Here is an 18688-nt window from a genome sequence, read left to right on the forward strand (position 1 = left end):
CGGGGCTAACAGTCGGGATTTGGCAGGCGGAGTTTGGGCGGATGGCAAGCGGAGGGTGGAAGCAGGCGCATGCTGCCGTGCTGCTTGGCCTCCTGTTGTCTGCAACCTGGGGGGTGGCCGAGCCACAGGCTGCTTCGCGGGTCTGCCGCCAGCTGGAAGCCGATCTTGCCGCGTCCTCGCGCGGCGGCGGTGGCGGTCCGGCGCTGATCCGGAAATACGATTCCGTAATTGCCAGGCAGCATGAACAGATTTTGAAGGCTCGCAGCCAGGCGAGCCGGGCCGGGTGCGGTTTTTCGCTGTTTGGCCGCAACCTCAATCAATGCGCCGGACTCAACGCCACGATCGACCGCATGAATGCCAATCTCGACGCCTTGCAGAACAAGCGCGAGCGGCTGGCCGGCGGCGGCTCTCGCCGCGACCGCGGACGCATCCTGGCGGCGCTTGACGCCAATGGCTGCCGCGACGACATCGTAGCGCCTCGGCGGACGCCTTTGCAGGAAGCCAACCGCGACGGCGGCAGCGCAAACCTGTTCAATCAGCTTTTTGGCGGCAACAGCCAGCAACTCGATATGCTTGATGAGCCTAGCCCGCCCGACGATCCAGGCGAGGAGCGCAATGTCCGCCGGGTGCTCAACCAGCCCGGCATACCCGATTTTCCGAGCGTCGGCGGTGAGTTCCACACCTCCTGTGTGCGCACCTGCGACGGCTACTTCTTCCCGATGTCGAACTCAGCCTCGGCTGGCGATTTCGAACGTGACCAGAAGAATTGCGAATCGAGCTGCCCCGGCACCGAAATGCAGGTTTTCTACTCGCGCGGCATGGGCGACGATTCGGCCTCGATGACGTCATCTATCACCGGCCGGCCCTACAGTGAATTGCCGACCGCCTATCTCTACAAGCAGCCCGATATGTCGCGGCCGCCGGCTTGCGGCTGCAACGCCGCCGCGCAGGGTTTTCAGATCATCGCCGGCAACCCGCCGAATCCGGAACAGTTGCAACCCGAGACGGACTCCGCACCGTTCATTCCGGTGCCGATCTCCAAACCGGATCCAGGTGCCGATCCCGAAACGCTGGCCAATCAGGAAGGCGGGCTCGACCGCGAGACGATCAAGCGGGTTTCCGCCAAGCCGGTGACGTCGCCGATATCAGCCTTGCCGCCGGAACAGCGGAAGGTCAGGGTCGTCGGGCCAACGTTCCTTCCCGACCCATCAGCGGCAATAGATCTGCAAGCTCCGGCCCCGAAGGCAGTCCGGTAAGGGCTGTTCTGAGCGGCATGAACAACGCCTTGCCCTTGCGGCCGGTCGCTTCCCTGATCTTGCCCGTCCAGTCCTTCCAGATCGTCGCGGTCCAGGGTTCCTCCGGCAACAGGTCGAACGCCTGTCGAAGAAAGTCGCGGTCCTCATCGGAAAATTCCGGCGTCTCCTGAGGCCCTTCGCGCAGGATGCGCCACCAATTGACCGCATCGGCCAGCCTGTCGAGATTGCCGCGCACCGCCAGCCAGAACGGTTCGGCCTGCTCGCCGGAGACGCCGAGCACGATCAGACGGTCTTGTGCCTCGGCGAACGGCATGTGGTGCAGCAGCGACCGGTTGAGTACGAACAGCTCGTCCGGATCGAACTTGGCCGCGGATTTCGATGTCGCCGCCGGATCGAAGCGTTCGGCGAGTTCGCCCATCGTCGGCATCGCTGCGACATTCTCCGAAGTGCCTACCAGAACGGCCAATGATGCGACGGCCATCGGCTCGATGCCGTCCTCGCGCAGGCTCTCGATGGAGAGCGCGCCGGTGCGCTTAGACAAGCCCTCGCCCGATGCGGTGGTCAGGAGATTATGGTGGCCGAACACTGGCGGCTCGGCAGCCAGCGCCTGGAACAGGGCGATCTGCACGCCGGTGTTGGTGACGTGGTCGTCGCCCCGGATGATATGGCTGACGCCCATCTCGATGTCGTCGACGACAGAAGGCAGCGTGTAGAGATAGGTGCCGTCCTCGCGTATCAGGACCGGATCGGAAAGCGAGGCCAGATCGACGGTTTCCTCGCCGCGCACCAGGTCGTTCCAGTGGATTTCGGTGCGTTCCGGCTGTTGTGGATCGCCTGAGAAATTGGGGAGGAGAAACCGCCAGTGCGGCTGGCGGCCATCGGCCTGGTACTCGGCGATCTGCTCGTGCGTCAGGGTCAGCGCCTCGCGGCCATAGACCGGCGGCAGGCCGCGCGTGCGGCGCACCTTGCGCCTGAGATCGAGTTCCTCCGGCGTTTCATAGCAGGCATAGAGAACGCCTGCCGTCTTCAGCCTCTCGACCGCCGCGTCATAGACTTCGAAGCGCCGCGACTGGTACTCGGTGGCGTCGGGAAAAATGCCCAGCCAATGCAGGTCATAGAGGATGGCGTCGGAAAACTCCTGCTTCGAGCGCGCAATGTCGGTGTCGTCGAAGCGCTGGATGAATCGGCCTTTGTTGTTCATGGCGAACAGCCAGTTGAACAGGGCCGTGCGCGCATTGCCGATATGAATGCGGCCGGTCGGCGACGGGGCGAAACGAACGGTAACTGTCATGAACGGGGCGTACCGGATGCTTTTGTGGTTGACAAGACGCGCCCCCGCGTTGCCCGGCAGACATAGAACATGGCGGCTGGAATGAAAAGACCGGGCGGTGGACGCCTCAGGAGGCGCGCAGTCCGGAGGCGGCCTTTGTGACCCAAGCGTAGCCAGCCGCTAGGGCCGACGACCGGTTGAAGGCGATCAGCGGCCGAAATCATCGGAACTGAGGCGGGTCCAGCGGTCGCCCACCAATCCACCGATAAAAATGTCGCCGGAGCGGACCGCTTCCGTGACCTCGGCGATCCGCGAGCGCACCATCGTTCCCCCGGCATAGCGGAAGAAGACATTCTTGTAGCCAAAGAGTTGGGGGATGAATTTGGTTTGCGTCTGTCCGGTGATGCCGACGCAGCCCATCTCCCATGCGGCGGCGACAAGCGCATCCAGTGTCGCGCCCCAGTGCGATCCGAATGCCTGGATTTGCAACAGGTTCGCCATGTCGCCGGCTTGACCGTAGAAGGCATAACAACCGAGCATTTTGCCCGTTTCGTCGTAGATCCCACCGAAATGAAGGGGGCCGTCGGCCCGCTTCTCGGCCGCCAGCGCAAGCAGTCGTGGCAGTTCCCCATCCTTCCAACTCGGCCGAAGAGCGTAACCAGACAGGAGAGTCGGCAGCTTCTCGGCAAATTGCACGGCATCGATCGGCTCACGGTGGGTGCGATGTGACGATGAATGGAGGACGGGGGGCTCGAACCTTTTCTTCGCGAGAGCATCGAATGCTCTCGCGCATGGATCGAGTACAAGGCGAGGCAGGCCAGGCCATTTACGGTGCAGTGCGGAGGCGGCCATCGCCGCCGGCCGGAAAACATATGTCCATCCCAGACAATGCACCGGCAGGAGTTGATACTTCATCGGACGCGCGAAGGCCAAGGATGTCCGGTTGGCCGAATCGGTCAGTTGCAGATCGAATTCGCCTTGATGCAAGGCACGCAGCAATTGGGGTCCGGCCGAGCCGTCATCGGTGCCGGGGTCGGCCATGAGCGGCCCGATGATCGCCGCATTCAATGCCGCTCCATTGAGCTCGTAGCGGGCTTTCAGAACGCCGAGGAACCCACCCAGACGACCGTGCCGGTTGATCTGGACAAGAGCGTTGCTTTCCCCGGAGTGGCCGGCAGGGTCGAGATAAATCTCTCTCATATACGCGGCCGTCTCCGCGATCGCGCGATCGAGGAGGTGGCGGCGGCGGCGGCGAAACTTCGTCAGGAAGAGTGCGGCGACGCGCTCGAGATCTTCGGCAGCGAGCGGACGAACCGAGCCATGCTGAGATTCCAGCACTGACGGCGCAGCCAACTTTTCCTCGGCATTCGCAGAAAGATGCATCGTGAAGAACGTCCGTAGGTTGCTCTCCATCGGATATATATCAACCAATGGTAGAAACAACGTATCTCGGTCAGTATGATGAACAGAGGTCTCAAGACTTACTATCCGGACAGGACTTCACAGGCAAATCAAGTCGGCCAGCATCACGGCGCTGATCCGCGGGTTGGCCGCGGCCCTGCGATCGCATGCCTGCTCCAGCCCGCTAGGCTGACCGTGCCGGACAGAGGCGGCCTCCGGCCGAAGCTGGAGGCCGCCTCAGGTCAGCTCACAAGTCCCTTGGTCAGTTCCAACGCCTGGCGTTCGAACAGGCGACGGTAGATGCCGCCTTTCAGCCGGATCAGTTCGTCATGCGAGCCTTCCTCGACGATGTTGCCGCGATCGAAGACCAGCAGCCGGTCCAGCGCCCGCACCGTCGAAAGCCGGTGCGCGATGACCAGCGTCGTGCGGCCGACCATCAGCCGCTCCATCGCCTGCTGAATCAGAACCTCCGATTCCGAATCGAGGCTCGATGTCGCCTCGTCGAGGATCAGGATGCGAGCATCGGCAAGAAAGGCGCGCGCGATCGCCACGCGCTGACGCTCGCCGCCCGACAGTTTCACGCCGCGCTCGCCGACCAGCGTGCCGTAGCCCTTCGGCAGGTTGGTGATGAAGTCATGCGCACTCGCCAGCTTCGCGGCATGCTCGATCTCCTCCTGCGTCGCACTCGGCCTGGCATAGGCGATGTTTTCGGCCAGCGACCGGTGGAACAGGATCGGCTCCTGCTGAACGATGGCGATCTGCCCGCGCAACGAGGCTTGCGCCACCTGCGAGACGTCCTGGCCGTCGACCAGGATTTGCCCCGCATTCACGTCATAGAGCCGCTGGATAAGCTTGACGAAGGTGGTCTTGCCCGACCCCGAATGGCCGACCAGCCCGACGCGCTCACCCGGCGCGATATCGACCGAAAAGTCGCGGTAAAGCGCCGATCGGTGATGGCCATAGTGAAAGGTGACGTTGTCAAAGCTGATCCGTCCTTCGGTGATCCGGATCGGCTCGGCACCTGGCCGGTCCTCGATGCCGAGCGGTTCGGACTGGAAATCGACCAGCTCTTCCATATCGTTGATGGAGCGCTGCAGATTGCGGATATGCGTGCCGATATCCCTGAGATAGCCCTGCAGCACGAAAAGCGAGGTCAGCACGAAGGCAACGTCGCCGGCGCTCGCCTGCCCCCACGACCACAGCATCAGCGCCAGGCCGATCACCGCGGCGCGCATGACCAGCAGCAGCACGCCTTGCGTGGTGCCGTTGATGGTACCGCGCACCCAGGTGCGCCGTGTGCGCGCACGCCATTTGGCGACGACCTTGGCGAGGCGGCGTTCTTCGCGCTCCTCGGCGCCAAAGCCCTTGACGACGGCGTTGCAGCTGACCGCGTCGGCCAGCGAGCCGCCGAGGCGGGTATCCCAGGTGTTGGCGAGCCTTGCCGCCGGCGCGACATAGCCAAGCGACAGCAGCGCCGTCACCGTGATGAACAGCACCGAACCGGCAGCAACGACCGCACCCATCAACGGCCAGAACCAGCCGAGCAGCAACGTCGAGCCGACCAGCATGACGACCGACGGCAGCAGCGCGATGAGGATGGTATCGTTGAGCAGGTCGAGCGCCCACATGCCGCGCGTCACCTTGCGAACGGTCGAACCGGCAAAGCTGTTGGCATGCCAGTCGGTGGAAAAGCGCTGGACGCGATGGAAAGCATCGGCGGCGATGTCGGCCATCATCTTCAACGTCAACTCGACGATCCCCATGAACGCAAGATTGCGCAACACGACGCCGGCCAACGCCAACGCCATCAGCATCGAGAACGCCGTCATCGCGGCATTCCAGGCAATCGCGTCGGCGCCGGCGCTGCTGGCGACGGCGTCCACCAGCCGGCCGGAGTAGAGCGGCGTCAGCACATCGGCCAGCGTCGACAGCAGGAAGCTGCCCATGATGAGCGAGAGCCGCCAGGGCTGGCGCCGCCAATGGGTGAGCGTGAAGCCAAGAACGCTGCGAAAGGCGCTCGCGCGCAAATCGATCTTGAAACGAGCCATGATGTCATTCGGGCACAAACGAGCCCGATCCCAGTAGGTCGAAAATTGAAGAAGCCGCGCAAGGGGCCAAGTGATTGCCCGGAAGCGGAGCGGCATATTTGGCGTATCGCCCATAATCGGGCGGCGATCGGCATCGGCATAAGCCTGTGCTCGATCCGGCATCAGCACGAAGGGGAAACCTTCGCGGAGCGCCGGATGAGACCTAGGCTTCGCGGCCTCGCACTTCCATGTGAAATACTGCCATTCGGACCTCCCGCAAGACAATTGCGGAGGGGTCCTTATAGAGACGCTTCGATGCATCGCCAAGACGGGCTGACGCCAAAAGCGTATCTGGTCCAACCACTGCGATTATTTTGCAACAATGGCGGGCAAGCCGCGCCTCATTCAGGAACGCGATCGAAGCGCATGTAGCGGCCATCGGTTGATGGCTTGAACCCGAGCTTTTCATACATGCCATGGGCATCGCTGGTCGACAGGCTCCAATGGAAAACGGTCCTGACCTCCGGATGGTCGATCAGGGCCTGGACGAGCCGGCTGCCTATGCCCTGCCCGCGGTTCTCCGGCCAGACGATGATATCGGCGAGATAGGCGAATACCGTGCGGTCGGTGATCGCGCGCCCGAAGCCGACTTGCTTGCCATCGACATAGGCACCGACGCACAGTGAATTGGCAAAGGCGCGGCGATGGACTTCATCAGTGCGTCCGGCGCCCCAATAGCTTGCCATCAACAGGTCCGATGTCGCACGGAAATCGATCCGTGATATGTCGAAGCTGATTTCACAATCGGGCATGGCTGTCTCCGGCCGCACCGCCGCGCGCTTTCGGTACTTAGCTGCGATCCCTGAAACGATTGGTGATGGGATAGCGGCGGTCGCGGCCAAAATTCTTTTTGGTGATCTTCACGCCCGGCGCCGCCTGCCTTCGCTTGTATTCTGCGATGTAGAGCAGGTGCTCGATGCGCGTCACCGTCGCCCGGTCATGGCCGCGCGCGACGATGTCGTCGACGCCCATCTCGTTCTCAACCAGGCATTCGAGAATATCGTCCAGCACCGGATAGGGCGGCAGCGAATCCTGGTCGGTCTGGTTCTCGCGCAATTCCGCCGATGGCGCCTTGTCGATGATGTTTTTCGGGATCACCTCGCCCGAGGGACCAAGCGCGCCCGGCGGCACGTGGCTGTTGCGCCAGCGCGACAGCGCGTAGACCTGCATCTTGTAAAGATCCTTGATCGGATTGAAGCCGCCATTCATGTCGCCATAGAGCGTGGCGTAGCCAACCGACATCTCGCTCTTGTTGCCCGTGGTGACGACCATCGAGCCGAACTTGTTGGAGATCGCCATCAGGATGGTGCCGCGCGCGCGGCTCTGCAGATTCTCCTCGGTGATGCCTTCCTTGGTGCCTTCGAACATCTGCGTCAGCGCGTGCAGGAACCCTTCGACCGGCTCGAAGATCGGCACGATGTCGTAGCGGCAGCCGAGCGCCCGGGCGCAATCCTCGGCATCCTTCAGCGAGTCTTTCGAGGTATAACGATAGGGCATCATGACGGCGCGCAGGCGTTCCTCGCCGAGCGCATCGACGGCGAGCGCCGCGCAGATCGCCGAATCGATGCCGCCGGACAGACCAAGCACCACATTCTTGAAGCCGTTCTTGTTGACGTAGTCGCGCAGGCCTAGCATGCAGGCGCGATAATCGGCCTCCTCCCGGTCCGGGATTTTCGACATCGGCCCTTCGGAACAGACCCAGCCTTCGGAATTTCCATTTTGCGCGCCTGCGGCGTCGCGGGTCCGCTTCCAGGTGGTGATGTCGACCGCTTCCTCGAACTGGCTCATCTGGAAGGCAAGCGTCTTGTCGGCGCCAATGGCAAACGACGCGCCGTCGAAGATCAGCTCGTCCTGGCCGCCAAGCTGGTTGGCATAGATCATCGGCAGCCCGCATTCGATGACCTGGCGGATGACGACCTGGTGGCGGACATCGATCTTGGCGCGATAATAGGGCGAGCCGTTCGGCACCAGCAGGATTTCCGCCCCGCTTTCGGCCAGCGACTCGCAGATATCGACATCGCCCCAGATGTCCTCGCAGATCGGAACTCCGATGCGCACGCCGCGGAAATTGACCGGCCCCTGGATCTCGGGTCCGGCCTGGAACACGCGCTTCTCGTCGAACTCGCCGTAGTTCGGCAGATCGAGCTTGTAACGCTCGGCGATGATCTTGCCGCCATCGGCGAAGACGATCGAATTGTGCGTGCCGCTCTTGCGCTTCAACGGCGTGCCGATGATGACGCCGGGACCTCCATCCGCGGTGTCGGCGGCAAAATCCTGTGCCGCCTTTTCGCAGGCTTTCAAAAAGGCCGGCTTCAGCACCAGATCCTCCGGCGGGTAGCCGGCGAGGAAAAGCTCGGTATAGAGCACGAGATCGGCGCCTTGACGTGCGGCATCCGCCCTCGCCTCGCGGGCCTTGGCGAGATTGCCTGATATATCGCCGACAGTCGGATTGAGCTGGGCGACGGCGATGCGCAGGATGTCGAGCTTCTTGGTCATGCCTGCTGACTTAGCGCGGCAAAATTGCCCGGGCAATGGCGTTCGTTTGGACCAATTCGGACCGATTGACATACGTCAATCGTGTACGGACCGATCGACGTGCTTCAATCGTGGCGAGACGACTAGGTATCAGTCGTCGCCCATATATTCGCGCAGCGCTTTCGGCGAATGGTTCTCGCCGATCGACATCGCCAGGATGCGTGAAATATGCCGGCGCGGCAGATGCGTCTCCGCTGCCCATTGGTTGATTTGCCTCTGGATCTTGTCCATGTCCTTCTTCGAAGTCGGGCTTTCTGCGATGTCGAGGCCGGCGTCGCGCAACGCCGCGGCCATATCGCCCGAGATGACGAACGCATCCCAACCCAGCCAGCGCAGGAAATACTGGCCCGTATTGCCGCCCAGCCGGCTGCCATGCTTGCCGAGCCAGGCCATCAGCCCGACCTGGTCGTCAGCCGGCCAGTTGGCGAGGAATTGGCCGAAACCGCCATATTCCTTCGACACGCGCTCGACGAAGGCAGCGTTGTCGCGCACGGATCTGATCTTCTGCGGGTTGCGCACGATGCGCTGGTCGGCCGTCAGATCGTGCCAGAAATCATCGGGCTGGAACAACAGCCGCTTCGGCTCGAAGCGCAGAAACGCCTCCTCGAAGCCCGGCCATTTCTGCTCGATGACGCGCCAGACGAAACCAGCGGCGAAGACGCGTTCGGCCATAACAGAGAGAATGCGGTCATCGGCGATGTCAGCCACGGCGGCATTGTCAGGCGCCGGACCCAGCAGCGACGTAAGTTCCTCTTCGCCGCCCTTGCGTTTTGCGGCGCGTGCGCGAATTTTCCTGAAATCGGCCATTGGTCCCTCGGCAACTGGAATCAATCTAACACTTCCCGTGTGAGCCGGCAGCCTCTACCTCTTACGGCAAGCCAAAGACCCTGGAGATGGCCATGAACAAGACGATCGACGACCTGGCGAACCGCTGGCTCAAGCGGCGGCCGGACGGCCTCAGCCAGCTCGAAAGCCGGGTGCTGCAATCGACGCTCGAACGGACCACCATCTCGCGCGACACCAACAAGGCCGTCGCCTTCCACCAGACCTTCGGCGACCGGCTCGCCGACATGATCGCCCGCATCGGTGGGTCATGGTCCTTCATCCTGACCTTCATCGCCTTTCTGATCCTGTGGACATCAGGCAATGTCTGGCTGCTGTCGCGTGACGCCTTCGATCCCTACCCGTTCATCTTCCTCAATCTCGTTCTGTCGATGGTCGCCGCCTTGCAGGCGCCGGTGATCATGATGGCGCAGAACCGCCAGACCGAACGCGACCGCATCGACGCCGCCCACGATTACGAGGTCAACCTGAAAGCCGAGATCGAGATCATGGCGCTGCATGAAAAGCTGGATGAACTGCGCCACGGCCAGATTCTCGGTATGCGCGACGAGATCGTGCAACTGACCGAAATGGTCAAGCGGATCGACGAAAGGCTGTCTTCGCAGCAGTCGGCTTCATGACCGGCGCGATCCATCATTTCATCGAACAATACGGGCTGCTCGCGGTCTTTATCGGTTGCGTCGCGGAGGGCGAAAGTGCCGCCATCCTTGGCGGCTTCTTCGCCCACCAGCAGGTCTTCGTCCTGTGGCACGCGGTTCTTGCGGCCGCGCTCGGCGCCTTCGTCGGCGATACTTTCTTCTTCATCCTCGGACGAAGCTTCGCCGACCATCCCTATGTCGTCAGATTGCGCAAACGGCCCGGCTTCCGCCGCGCCTTTCGGCTGCTCAACACCCATCCCGACATTTTCGTGCTGTCCAACCGCTATATCTACGGCATGCGCCTCGTCGGCGGCATTGCAGCCGGGCTTTCCAACATTGCCGCGCCGCGCTTCGTCATCCTCAACGCGCTTTCATCGGCGGTCTGGGCGGTACTGTTCGGCACGATCGGTTATATCTTTGGACTTGGCGCCGAGCGCGTCATCGGCCAGGCGTTGATGCATCACGAACGGTTGCTGATCGGGCTTGGCATCGGCCTGACCGTGGCCGTTCTGGCATGGGTCGTCGCCCGTCACATCGCCAGGAAGGAACGCGCCAAGGAGGGCTGATCGTCAATCCACGCCGAGCGCCTGATCCCCCCGATCGAGGATAAGCGGGATGATCAGGTCTTCCTCGTCGGCAAGATGCCTTGTCAGCATGGCGATCAGCCGGCTGTTTTCGTCGGCATAGGCGTCGGCGGCGAAGCGCTGTCTGTCTTCGCTCTCCTGAAGCGTCTTGATGAACGCGTTGGCCGCCTCGGCATTGCGCTCCAGCCCTTCATGGATGGTGTGATGGTCGGCATCGAGTATCTCGAAACCGTGCTTCAAACGGGGCTCGGCCTTGGCGAAGAGCGGAAAATATTGATAATCCTCGACGTTGTGGTGACCGTCGAGGTTGCCTAGAAAATGATTGAGGCGGGGCGCGAACCAGCGCGCGAAATCAGGCGCCGTCAGCCGTCCCTCACGGAAGTCTTCAATGCCGTTGGCCAGCATGCCGCCAAGTTCGCGGAACATGTCGTGCCGCTGCAGCCACATATTGGCGATGCCGTGGATGTTGGCATGGTCCTGCCAGTTTTCACGCGGATATTTCTCGGCCAGCCAGCGCAGATCGTCTGGCAGGCCCACGCGGTCGAGAAGCAGAAAATTGGCGGCCCCGGCCATGACAGTCTCCTTTGGTGACTGGCATATAGGCATCGAAAGGCTAGATCGGTAGCCCAGTGATCCGCTCGATAATGGCGATGCCCCAGACGCCGGCGACGATGAGCACCGAAATCAGCACCGCCAGCGAACCGCAATCCTTGGCCAACTGGATATCGACATTGAACTCGCGGCTGAAAGCGTCGCATGCCGCCTCGATGCCGGTGTTAAGCACTTCGACCATGATCAAGAGCAGCACGGCGCCAATCAGCAAGGCATAGCCGCGCCACGAGATCGAAACGAACCAGCCGAGCGGCAAGGCAAGCGCCAGCAGCATCAGCTCCTGCTGGAAAGCCTTCTCGCTGGTGGCCAGCTTGCGAAACGCCCGCACCGAATTGAAATAAGCATCGATCAGCCGCTGCATGCCAAACCCCTTTGCGAATCACCGGCACGGGATAATGCAATGGCTGGGCAGATCAATGGAATAAGGTGACTTGTCCAAGATTCATTCAGCAACTGGTATGGACGGTGTCGACTTTTCAAACTGTGGCAGCCCGTCGTCGATCGAATAATAGTCGCCCTTGTCACCGACGAAGATATGGCATTCCCCGTCAAGGCCTGTCGGCTTGTCGAACGATCCCGCCATGACTGAAACGTAGTCCTGGTCTCGCGGCTTCCAGAACAGCACCGATCCGCATGCCTTGCAGAACCCACGCCTGGCGAAGGTAGAGGCTTCGTACCAGGTGATACTTTCCGTGCCCTCGATCACAATGTCGGCGTTGGCAACATTGGTCGCGGCATAGAAATGTCCGCTCTGCTTGCGGCATTGCGAGCAATGGCAATAGACGACGCCACGCAGCGCCCCGTTCGTTCTGAAGCGGACGGCTCCGCACAGACACGATCCCGTGTGATTGTCGCTCATTTCGACCTCCTCGAGGAAAACTCTGCCTCAGCATCGTCGTCAGGATTCCAGCTTTGCGACGACCACACGCAAGCAAATGCGACATGTACTGGCGTGGTGAATCCGAAATTCGGTTTCATTTTCAAGAGCGCGATGCGCGAATTTCGGATTCAAAGCCACCAAACTGGCGTCGTTTTCGATTATTGGGTGCGCAAATTTAAGCTTTTACAGCCGCAGGTAGAGAAAAACTGTGGAATCTCGGCAAATTAAGGAAACTTTAGCGCTGGCGCATTTATGGTCATGGCAAGCGAAGGTCGTGGGTGGGGACGCATCCCTTTGCAAGTTGTTCTGGAGTCGGTCGCATTCCCCAGGTCGGCGACAAAGGGAACCCGCGAATTCTACAGCGGAATCCGAGGGGAAGAATCAAAAATGCAGCCGGCAGCTCTTCCGACCGAACGAAGCACCGACATCGCGGCCAGTGTCGTTGCCACAATGCGCCAGCTGGGCGTGCTCAGCCTGCCGCGCAACTACGAGATTTTCTACGAGGCGCTGAGCGGCACCAATCGCGAACTCAGCCTCGCCGTCGTTTCGCTGAGCAGCCGGCCGACACAAGATGAACTGGACCAGATCGGGCGCACTTTCTTTGCCCACAACCATGGTCCGGGCATCGTCGAGCATGCCAGAGACGTCATCGCCAGGGAGCTCGAGGAGGTTGCTTCGTTGCTGCGGAGCGAGCGCAGCCACATCGAGAAATACGGCAGGATCCTCGATGAGACATCGAGCGGCCTCAGCGGCCGCAGCCTTCTCTCTCAGGATCTCCTGCAGAAGATCGCCAACGCCATGGCGGTTGCCACCAATTCGACGATCGATCACGGCCGGCAGGTGGCCTCGACGCTCAGCGACAAGACGGCCGAACTCGAGAGCGTCAAGTCGAAGCTTGAGGAGTATAAGCGGCTGGCCGACACCGATCCGTTGACCCATATCTGGAATCGGCGCGCCTTCGACAAGGAGATCACCAGGATCTACAACAGCAACAGGGGTATCCTGTTCAACGCCCTGGTTCTTGTCGACATCGACCGCTTCAAGGATATCAACGACCGCTATGGCCACCCGGTCGGCGACAAGATCATCCAGAGCATCGCCGATATTTTCCAGACCAGCATTCGCGGCGACATGTTCGTCGCCCGCACCGGCGGCGAGGAGTTCGCGCTGATCATCGAGGGCGCCAGCGAGGACGCCACCTATGACGTCGCGGAGCGTATTCGTGCCCTGATCGCGCAGACGCCGTTCACCAGCAGCCAGACCGGTACGAATTACGGCACCGTTACCGTCTCGATGGGTATCTGCATGGCGTCCGAAGCCGAAGGACCCGAAGATCTCTACACCAAGGCCGACCGGGCGCTCTATCGCTCGAAGGTCAGCGGCCGCAACCGCGTCACCAGGCACTCGACGATGGCAGGCCCCCGGGCCGGCAAGAGCTGGCTGCTCTACAAGAAGGACTGACAGTCCCTGCCCGCTGGTGCCGGGAACACTGGACTAGCGCAGACATAAAAGGCGCCCGATTTCTCGGACGCCCTTTCGTGGATCTTATTCGGACTGCGCGAAAATCAGCCGTTGGCAACCTGCTTGTGCTGCACCGGGTGGCTCTTCTTCAACAGATCCGAGACCAGGAACGCCAGTTCGATCGCCTGGTCGGCGTTAAGACGCGGATCGCAATGGGTGTGGTAGCGGTCCTGCAACTCCTCGGCGGTGATGGCGCGCGCGCCACCGGTGCATTCGGTGACGTTCTTGCCGGTCATCTCGACATGGATGCCGCCCGGATGCGTGCCTTCGGCGCGGTGCACCTCGAAGAAGGTCTGCACCTCCTTCAGAATGCGGTCGAACGGCCGCGTCTTGTAGCCGGCGGCCTCGATCGTGTTGCCGTGCATCGGATCCGACGACCACACCACGGAGCGGCCTTCCTTCTGCACCGCGCGCACCAGCTTCGGCAGATGGTCGGCGACCTTGTCGGAACCGAAGCGGGCGATCAGCGTCAGCCGGCCGGGCTCGTTCTCGGGATTGAGCAGGTCGATCAGCTCCAGCAAGCCGTCCGGCGTCAGCGACGGACCGCATTTCAGGCCGAGCGGGTTCTTGATGCCACGGCAATATTCGACATGCGCATGGTCGGGCTGGCGGGTGCGGTCTCCGATCCAGATCATGTGACCCGAGGTGGCGTACCAGTCGCCGGAGGTCGAATCGACACGCGTCAGTGCCTCCTCATAGCCGAGCAGCAGCGCCTCGTGGCTGGTGTAGAAATCGGTCTCGCGCAGCGCGTAGTTGGTTTCCGAGGTGATGCCGACGGCCTTCATGAAGTCCATCGTCTCGGTGATGCGGTTGGCAAGAGACTCGTATTTCTCGCCCTGCGGACTGTCGGACACGAAGCCGAGCATCCAGCGGTGCACATTCTCCAGGCTGGCATAGCCGCCTTGCGCGAAGGCGCGCAAAAGGTTGAGCGTCGCCGCCGACTGGCGATACGCCATCTCCTGGCGAGCGGGGTCCGGAATGCGCGACTTGGGGTCGAATTCGATGCCGTTGATGATATCGCCGCGATAGCTGGGCAGCGTCACCTCACCCTTGGTTTCGTTGTCGGACGATCGCGGCTTGGCGAACTGGCCGGCAACGCGGCCGACCTTCACCACCGGCTGCGCGCCGGCGAAGGTGAGCACCACGGACATCTGCAGGAAGACGCGGAAGAAGTCGCGGATGTTGTCCGCGCCATGCTCGGCGAAGCTCTCGGCGCAATCGCCGCCCTGCAGGAGGAATGCGTCACCGGCGGCGACAGAAGCGAGCTGCTTCTTCAGCTTGCGCGCCTCACCGGCAAAAACCAGCGGCGGAAAGGTTGCGAGCTGGGCCTCCGTGTTCTTCAGCGCGGCAAGGTCCGGATAGGCAGGGACCTGCTTGATCGGCTTTGCTCTCCACGAATTCGGCGACCATTTCGTCATCGCTGCACCCAACGCTCTTTCCAGCGGCCTATACTCCGCCATTCCCGCCCCCATTTGGGGATCGCGGCTCCATACACGAAGCCGATTTCCTATTCTAGACCGGAATTCAAGCGCTGGCGAATGGTCCGGGCGGGCTATGCCGCCTTCTCCACCAGCCGCGCCAACTGCGTCATGACCACCGCCGAGCCCGCCAATCGCTTCTCGGGGGTTGGCCAATCGCGTACGAAGACGACGCTGTGGTCCGGCCGGATCTTGGCCAGCGAGCCCTGCTCGCCGATGAACCGGACGAGCCCAACCGGGTTGGAGAATTCGCGCTTGCGGAAATGAATGACGACGCCCTTCGGCCCGGCGTCGAGCTTCTCGACATTGGCTTTGCGGCAGAGCGCCTTGATGAAGACGATCTTGAGCAGATGCTTGACCTCTTCCGGCAGCGGGCCGAAGCGGTCGATCAGCTCGGCGCCGAAAGCGTCGATTTCCTCGGTGTTCTCGAGATCGCCGAGACGGCGATAAAGCGCCAGCCGAAGCTGCAGGTCCGGAACATAGCTTTCCGGGATCATCACCGCCGTGCCGACGGCAATCTGCGGCGACCAGCCGCCATCCTGGACCTCGCCGGAATCCTTCACCTCGGCGACAGCCTCTTCCAGCATCTGCTGGTAGAGCTCGAAGCCGACCTCCTTGATGTGGCCGGACTGCTCTTCGCCGAGAAGATTGCCGGCGCCCCTGATATCGAGATCGTGGCTGGCGAGCTGGAAGCCGGCGCCCAGAGTATCGAGCGATTGCAGCACCTTCAGCCTCCGCTCCGCGGTGTCGGTCAGCTTGCGGTTGGCCGGCAGCGTGAACAGCGCATAGGCGCGCACCTTCGAGCGGCCGACGCGGCCGCGCAACTGGTAAAGCTGCGACAGGCCGAACATGTCGGCGCGATGGATGATCAGCGTGTTGGCGGTCGGGATGTCGAGGCCGGATTCGACGATGGTCGTGGACAACAGCACATCGTACTGGCCGTCGTAGAAGGCATTCATGATGTCGTCGAGTTCGCCCGGCGGCATCTGGCCATGGGCCACCGCCACCTTCAACTCCGGCACGTATTCCTTCAGGAAATCATGGATTTCCGAGAGATCGCTGATGCGCGGCACCACATAGAAGGAATGGCCGCCACGATAGCGCTCGCGCAGCAGCGTCTCGCGGATGACCAGCGGATCGAAGGGCGAGATGAAGGTGCGCACCGCCATGCGGTCGACCGGCGGCGTGGCGATCAGCGACAGTTCGCGCACCCCGGTCAACGCCAGTTGCAGCGTGCGCGGGATCGGCGTCGCCGACAGCGTCAGCACGTGCACGTCGGTCTTCAAATCCTTCAGCCGCTCCTTGTGCTTGACGCCAAAATGCTGCTCTTCGTCGATGATCAGCAGGCCAAGGTTCTTGAACGAGATTGCGGAACCGAGCAGCGCATGCGTACCGATGACGATGTCGACCTGGCCCTCGGCGATACCTTTCTTGGTCTCGGCCAGTTCCTTGGCGCCGACTAGCCGCGACGCCTGGCCGACACGGATCGGCAGGCCGGAGAAACGCTGCGAAAAGGTCTTGAAATGCTGGCGCGACAACAATGTCGTCGGCACCACAACCGCCACCTGAAAGCCTTCCATCGCCGCGATGAAGGCGGCGCGCAGCGCCACTTCGGTCTTGCCGAAGCCGACATCGCCGCAAATCAGCCGGTCCATCGGCTTGCCGGCGCCAAGGTCGTCCCGTACCGAGTCGATCGCTGTCTGCTGGTCGTCGGTTTCCTCATAGGGGAACCGCGCGGCGAACTCGCCATAGAGGCCTTCTGCCGGCACCAGTGGCGGTGCGGAGCGCATCTGCCGCTCGGCGGCGATGCGGATCAATTGACCGGCCATGTCGAGCAGACGTTTCTTCAGCCGCGCCTTGCGCGATTGCCAGGCGCCGCCGCCAAGCTTGTCCAGCGTCGCCTCGGCCGTATCAGAACCGTAGCGCGACAGGAGTTCGATGTTTTCCACCGGCAGGAACAGCCGGTCGTCGCCGGCATAGTGGATTTCCAGGCAGTCATGCGGTGCGCCGACCGCTTCGATGGTGCGCAGGCCTATGAAGCGGCCAATGCCGTGGTCGGCGTGGACGACAATGTCGCCGGCCGACAGCGCCGAGGCCTCGGCAATGAAATCCGAGGGACGCTTCTTGCGTTTCGAGCGCCGGATCAGCCGGTCGCCCAAAATGTCCTGTTCGGCGACGACGACCAGTTTTTCGGTCTCGAAGCCGGATTCGAGCGGCAGCACGGCCAAGGCCGCCTGACCCGGTTCGAGCTTTTCGGCTTCCGCCAGCGTCGCCACCTGCTTGAGGTTGCCGAGATGGTGTTCGGCAAGGATCTGGCCAAGCCGGTCGAGCGAGCCTTCGGTCCAGCCGGCAATGACAATGCGGCGGCGCGCTGCGCGCTCGTCAGCGATGTGTTTGACGACGACATCGAACACGTTGGCGTTCGGATCGGCGCGTTCCTCGACAAAGCTGCGGCCAAGGCGCGAACCGGCATGAAAAACCTTTTTCGCGCCGGCGTCAGGCGCGTCAAACGGCGTGAAGTCGATCGCTTCACGCGGCCCTAGCGAGGCAATCAGGTTTTCCGGGGAGAGATAGAGCAGGTCCGGTGCGACCGGCTTGTAGGGCACGGCGTCCTTCAAGGCACCGTCCGCCTGCTTCTTGCGCGCCTCGTAATGGTCGAGGATCAGCGTGTGGCGCTCGGCCAGCGCCTCATGCGCCAGATGGTCGAAGATGACAGGCGTGTCAGGCAGATAGTCGAACACCGTCTCCAGCCGCTCATAGAAAAACGGCAGCCAGTGTTCCATGCCGGCAAACCGCCTGCCTTCGCTGACTGCTGCATAGAGCCCGTCATCGCGCTGTGGAGCGCCAAAGGCTTCGATATAGGAGCGGCGGAAACGGCTGATGGTTTCCGCCGTCAGCGCCACCTCGCTCATCGCCTGCAGCGCCATCGACTTGCGTTGACCGGTGGTGCGCTGCGTGGCGGCATCGAAGACACGGATCGATTCCAGCGTGTCGCCGAAGAAATCGAGCCTGAGCGCTTCGGTCCAGCCGGGGGCGAACAGGTCGAGAATGCCGCCCCGCACCGCGAATTCACCGATACCGCGCACGGTCGGCACGCGCTCGAAACCGGACGTTTCCAGTCGCGACACCAGTACGTTCATGTCGATCTGGTTGCCGGGCCTGGCGTGGAAGGTCTGTGCCTCGACGAGATCCGCCGGCGGAATGCGCTGCAGCAGCGCGTTGGCGGTGGTGAGGATGACGGCGCGGTGCGGCTTCTTCGCCAGCGCGATCATGGCGGTCAGTGCATCGAGGCGCTTGGCGGCCGCATCCGAGCCGGGCGAGACGCGGTCGTAGGGCAAGCAATCCCAGGCCGGCAGTTCCAGCACCGGCAGGCCGGGGGCCGCGAAAGACAGCGCCTCGATGATCGCCGGCAGGCGCTGACCGTCGCGTGCGACGAACAGAACCGGCTTGTCGGGCGCGATCTCGAGTGCCGCCTGCACCAGCGCAAAGGCTTCGTAGCCGTCGGCGACGCCGTCGACGATGAACTGGCCGGCGCGGCCTTTCGGCAGACCGATGGTGGGAATGAGGCTCATGAAATCACGTC

15 protein-coding genes are annotated in these 18688 nt (G+C 62.3%); 4 read left to right on the forward strand and 11 right to left on the reverse strand.

Annotated elements, in window-relative coordinates; genetic code table 11:
- The first annotated feature begins 41 nt into the window (after positions 1 to 41).
- On the forward strand, positions 42 to 1256 hold the full coding sequence (locus tag NKI66_RS08670; RefSeq protein ID WP_352751438.1) for a DUF2865 domain-containing protein: 1215 nt from the start codon (positions 42 to 44) through the stop codon (positions 1254 to 1256).
- On the opposite strand, the gene gltX is transcribed toward NKI66_RS08670, so the two are convergent.
- From gltX to NKI66_RS08700, 6 genes are all read right to left on the reverse strand, one after another.
- Positions 1174 to 2547, reverse strand: coding sequence for a glutamate--tRNA ligase (gene gltX, locus NKI66_RS08675; RefSeq protein WP_352751440.1), 1374 nt, complete (start codon positions 2545 to 2547; stop codon positions 1174 to 1176). The two genes, NKI66_RS08670 and gltX, sit on opposite strands and share 83 nt — an antisense overlap.
- Positions 2548 to 2733: 186 nt before the next feature.
- Positions 2734 to 3939, reverse strand: a complete 1206-nt coding sequence (locus NKI66_RS08680) for a hypothetical protein (protein WP_352751442.1) — start codon at positions 3937 to 3939, stop codon at positions 2734 to 2736.
- 230 nt (positions 3940 to 4169) lie between these two features.
- Positions 4170 to 5975, reverse strand: coding sequence for an ABC transporter ATP-binding protein (locus NKI66_RS08685; RefSeq protein WP_352751444.1), 1806 nt, complete (start codon positions 5973 to 5975; stop codon positions 4170 to 4172).
- Between the two features lie 380 nt (positions 5976 to 6355).
- Entirely contained in the window at positions 6356 to 6766 is a 411-nt protein-coding gene (locus tag NKI66_RS08690) for a GNAT family N-acetyltransferase (protein WP_352751446.1), read from the reverse strand.
- Between the two features lie 37 nt (positions 6767 to 6803).
- Positions 6804 to 8510 (reverse strand): NAD+ synthase, encoded by a 1707-nt coding sequence (locus NKI66_RS08695; protein ID WP_352751448.1) that lies wholly within the window; start codon positions 8508 to 8510, stop codon positions 6804 to 6806.
- A 129-nt stretch (positions 8511 to 8639) separates the two neighbouring features.
- Positions 8640 to 9356 carry a DNA-3-methyladenine glycosylase I gene (locus tag NKI66_RS08700; protein ID WP_352751449.1) on the reverse strand — a complete coding sequence of 239 codons (717 nt, stop codon included), beginning with the start codon at positions 9354 to 9356 and terminating at the stop codon, positions 8640 to 8642.
- A gap of 92 nt (positions 9357 to 9448) precedes the next feature.
- Between NKI66_RS08700 and NKI66_RS08705 the strand changes: the two genes are divergently transcribed.
- Both NKI66_RS08705 and NKI66_RS08710 read left to right on the forward strand, forming a co-directional pair.
- A complete protein-coding gene (locus NKI66_RS08705) occupies positions 9449 to 10012 on the forward strand; it encodes a DUF1003 domain-containing protein (protein ID WP_352751451.1) in 564 nt (187 codons plus the stop codon).
- Entirely contained in the window at positions 10009 to 10596 is a 588-nt protein-coding gene (locus NKI66_RS08710; protein WP_352751453.1) for a DedA family protein, read from the forward strand. Before NKI66_RS08705 ends, NKI66_RS08710 begins: the two co-directional genes overlap by 4 nt.
- A 3-nt stretch (positions 10597 to 10599) precedes the next feature.
- Here the strand turns inward: NKI66_RS08710 and NKI66_RS08715 are convergent, their stop codons facing one another.
- The 3 genes from NKI66_RS08715 to NKI66_RS08725 all read right to left on the reverse strand — a co-directional run bounded on the left by NKI66_RS08715 (position 10600) and on the right by NKI66_RS08725 (position 12085).
- Positions 10600 to 11187 (reverse strand): hemerythrin domain-containing protein, encoded by a 588-nt coding sequence (locus tag NKI66_RS08715; RefSeq protein ID WP_352751455.1) that lies wholly within the window; start codon positions 11185 to 11187, stop codon positions 10600 to 10602.
- A 40-nt stretch (positions 11188 to 11227) separates the two neighbouring features.
- Positions 11228 to 11587 (reverse strand): diacylglycerol kinase, encoded by a 360-nt coding sequence (locus tag NKI66_RS08720; RefSeq protein ID WP_023810560.1) that lies wholly within the window; start codon positions 11585 to 11587, stop codon positions 11228 to 11230.
- A gap of 81 nt (positions 11588 to 11668) precedes the next feature.
- The gene (locus NKI66_RS08725) at positions 11669 to 12085 is read right to left on the reverse strand and encodes a GFA family protein (RefSeq protein WP_352751457.1); all 417 of its coding nucleotides are present in this window, start codon (positions 12083 to 12085) and stop codon (positions 11669 to 11671) included.
- Between the two features lie 408 nt (positions 12086 to 12493).
- Here NKI66_RS08725 and NKI66_RS08730 point away from each other — a divergent pair, with 408 nt between their 5' ends.
- Complete coding sequence (locus NKI66_RS08730; protein WP_023810558.1) at positions 12494 to 13567, forward strand: diguanylate cyclase domain-containing protein; 1074 nt, start codon at positions 12494 to 12496, stop codon at positions 13565 to 13567.
- Between the two features lie 104 nt (positions 13568 to 13671).
- Here the strand turns inward: NKI66_RS08730 and NKI66_RS08735 are convergent, their stop codons facing one another.
- Together NKI66_RS08735 and mfd are read right to left on the reverse strand one after the other, a co-directional pair.
- The gene (locus NKI66_RS08735) at positions 13672 to 15045 is read right to left on the reverse strand and encodes a class II 3-deoxy-7-phosphoheptulonate synthase (RefSeq protein ID WP_013531905.1); all 1374 of its coding nucleotides are present in this window, start codon (positions 15043 to 15045) and stop codon (positions 13672 to 13674) included.
- Between the two features lie 134 nt (positions 15046 to 15179).
- Positions 15180 to 18677 carry a transcription-repair coupling factor gene (gene mfd / locus NKI66_RS08740; protein ID WP_352751459.1) on the reverse strand — a complete coding sequence of 1166 codons (3498 nt, stop codon included), beginning with the start codon at positions 18675 to 18677 and terminating at the stop codon, positions 15180 to 15182.
- Between the last annotated feature and the right edge of the window lie 11 nt (positions 18678 to 18688).

It is taken from the genome of Mesorhizobium sp. M0518 (assembly GCF_040321125.1).
Taxonomy (GTDB): Bacteria; Pseudomonadota; Alphaproteobacteria; order Rhizobiales; family Rhizobiaceae; genus Mesorhizobium.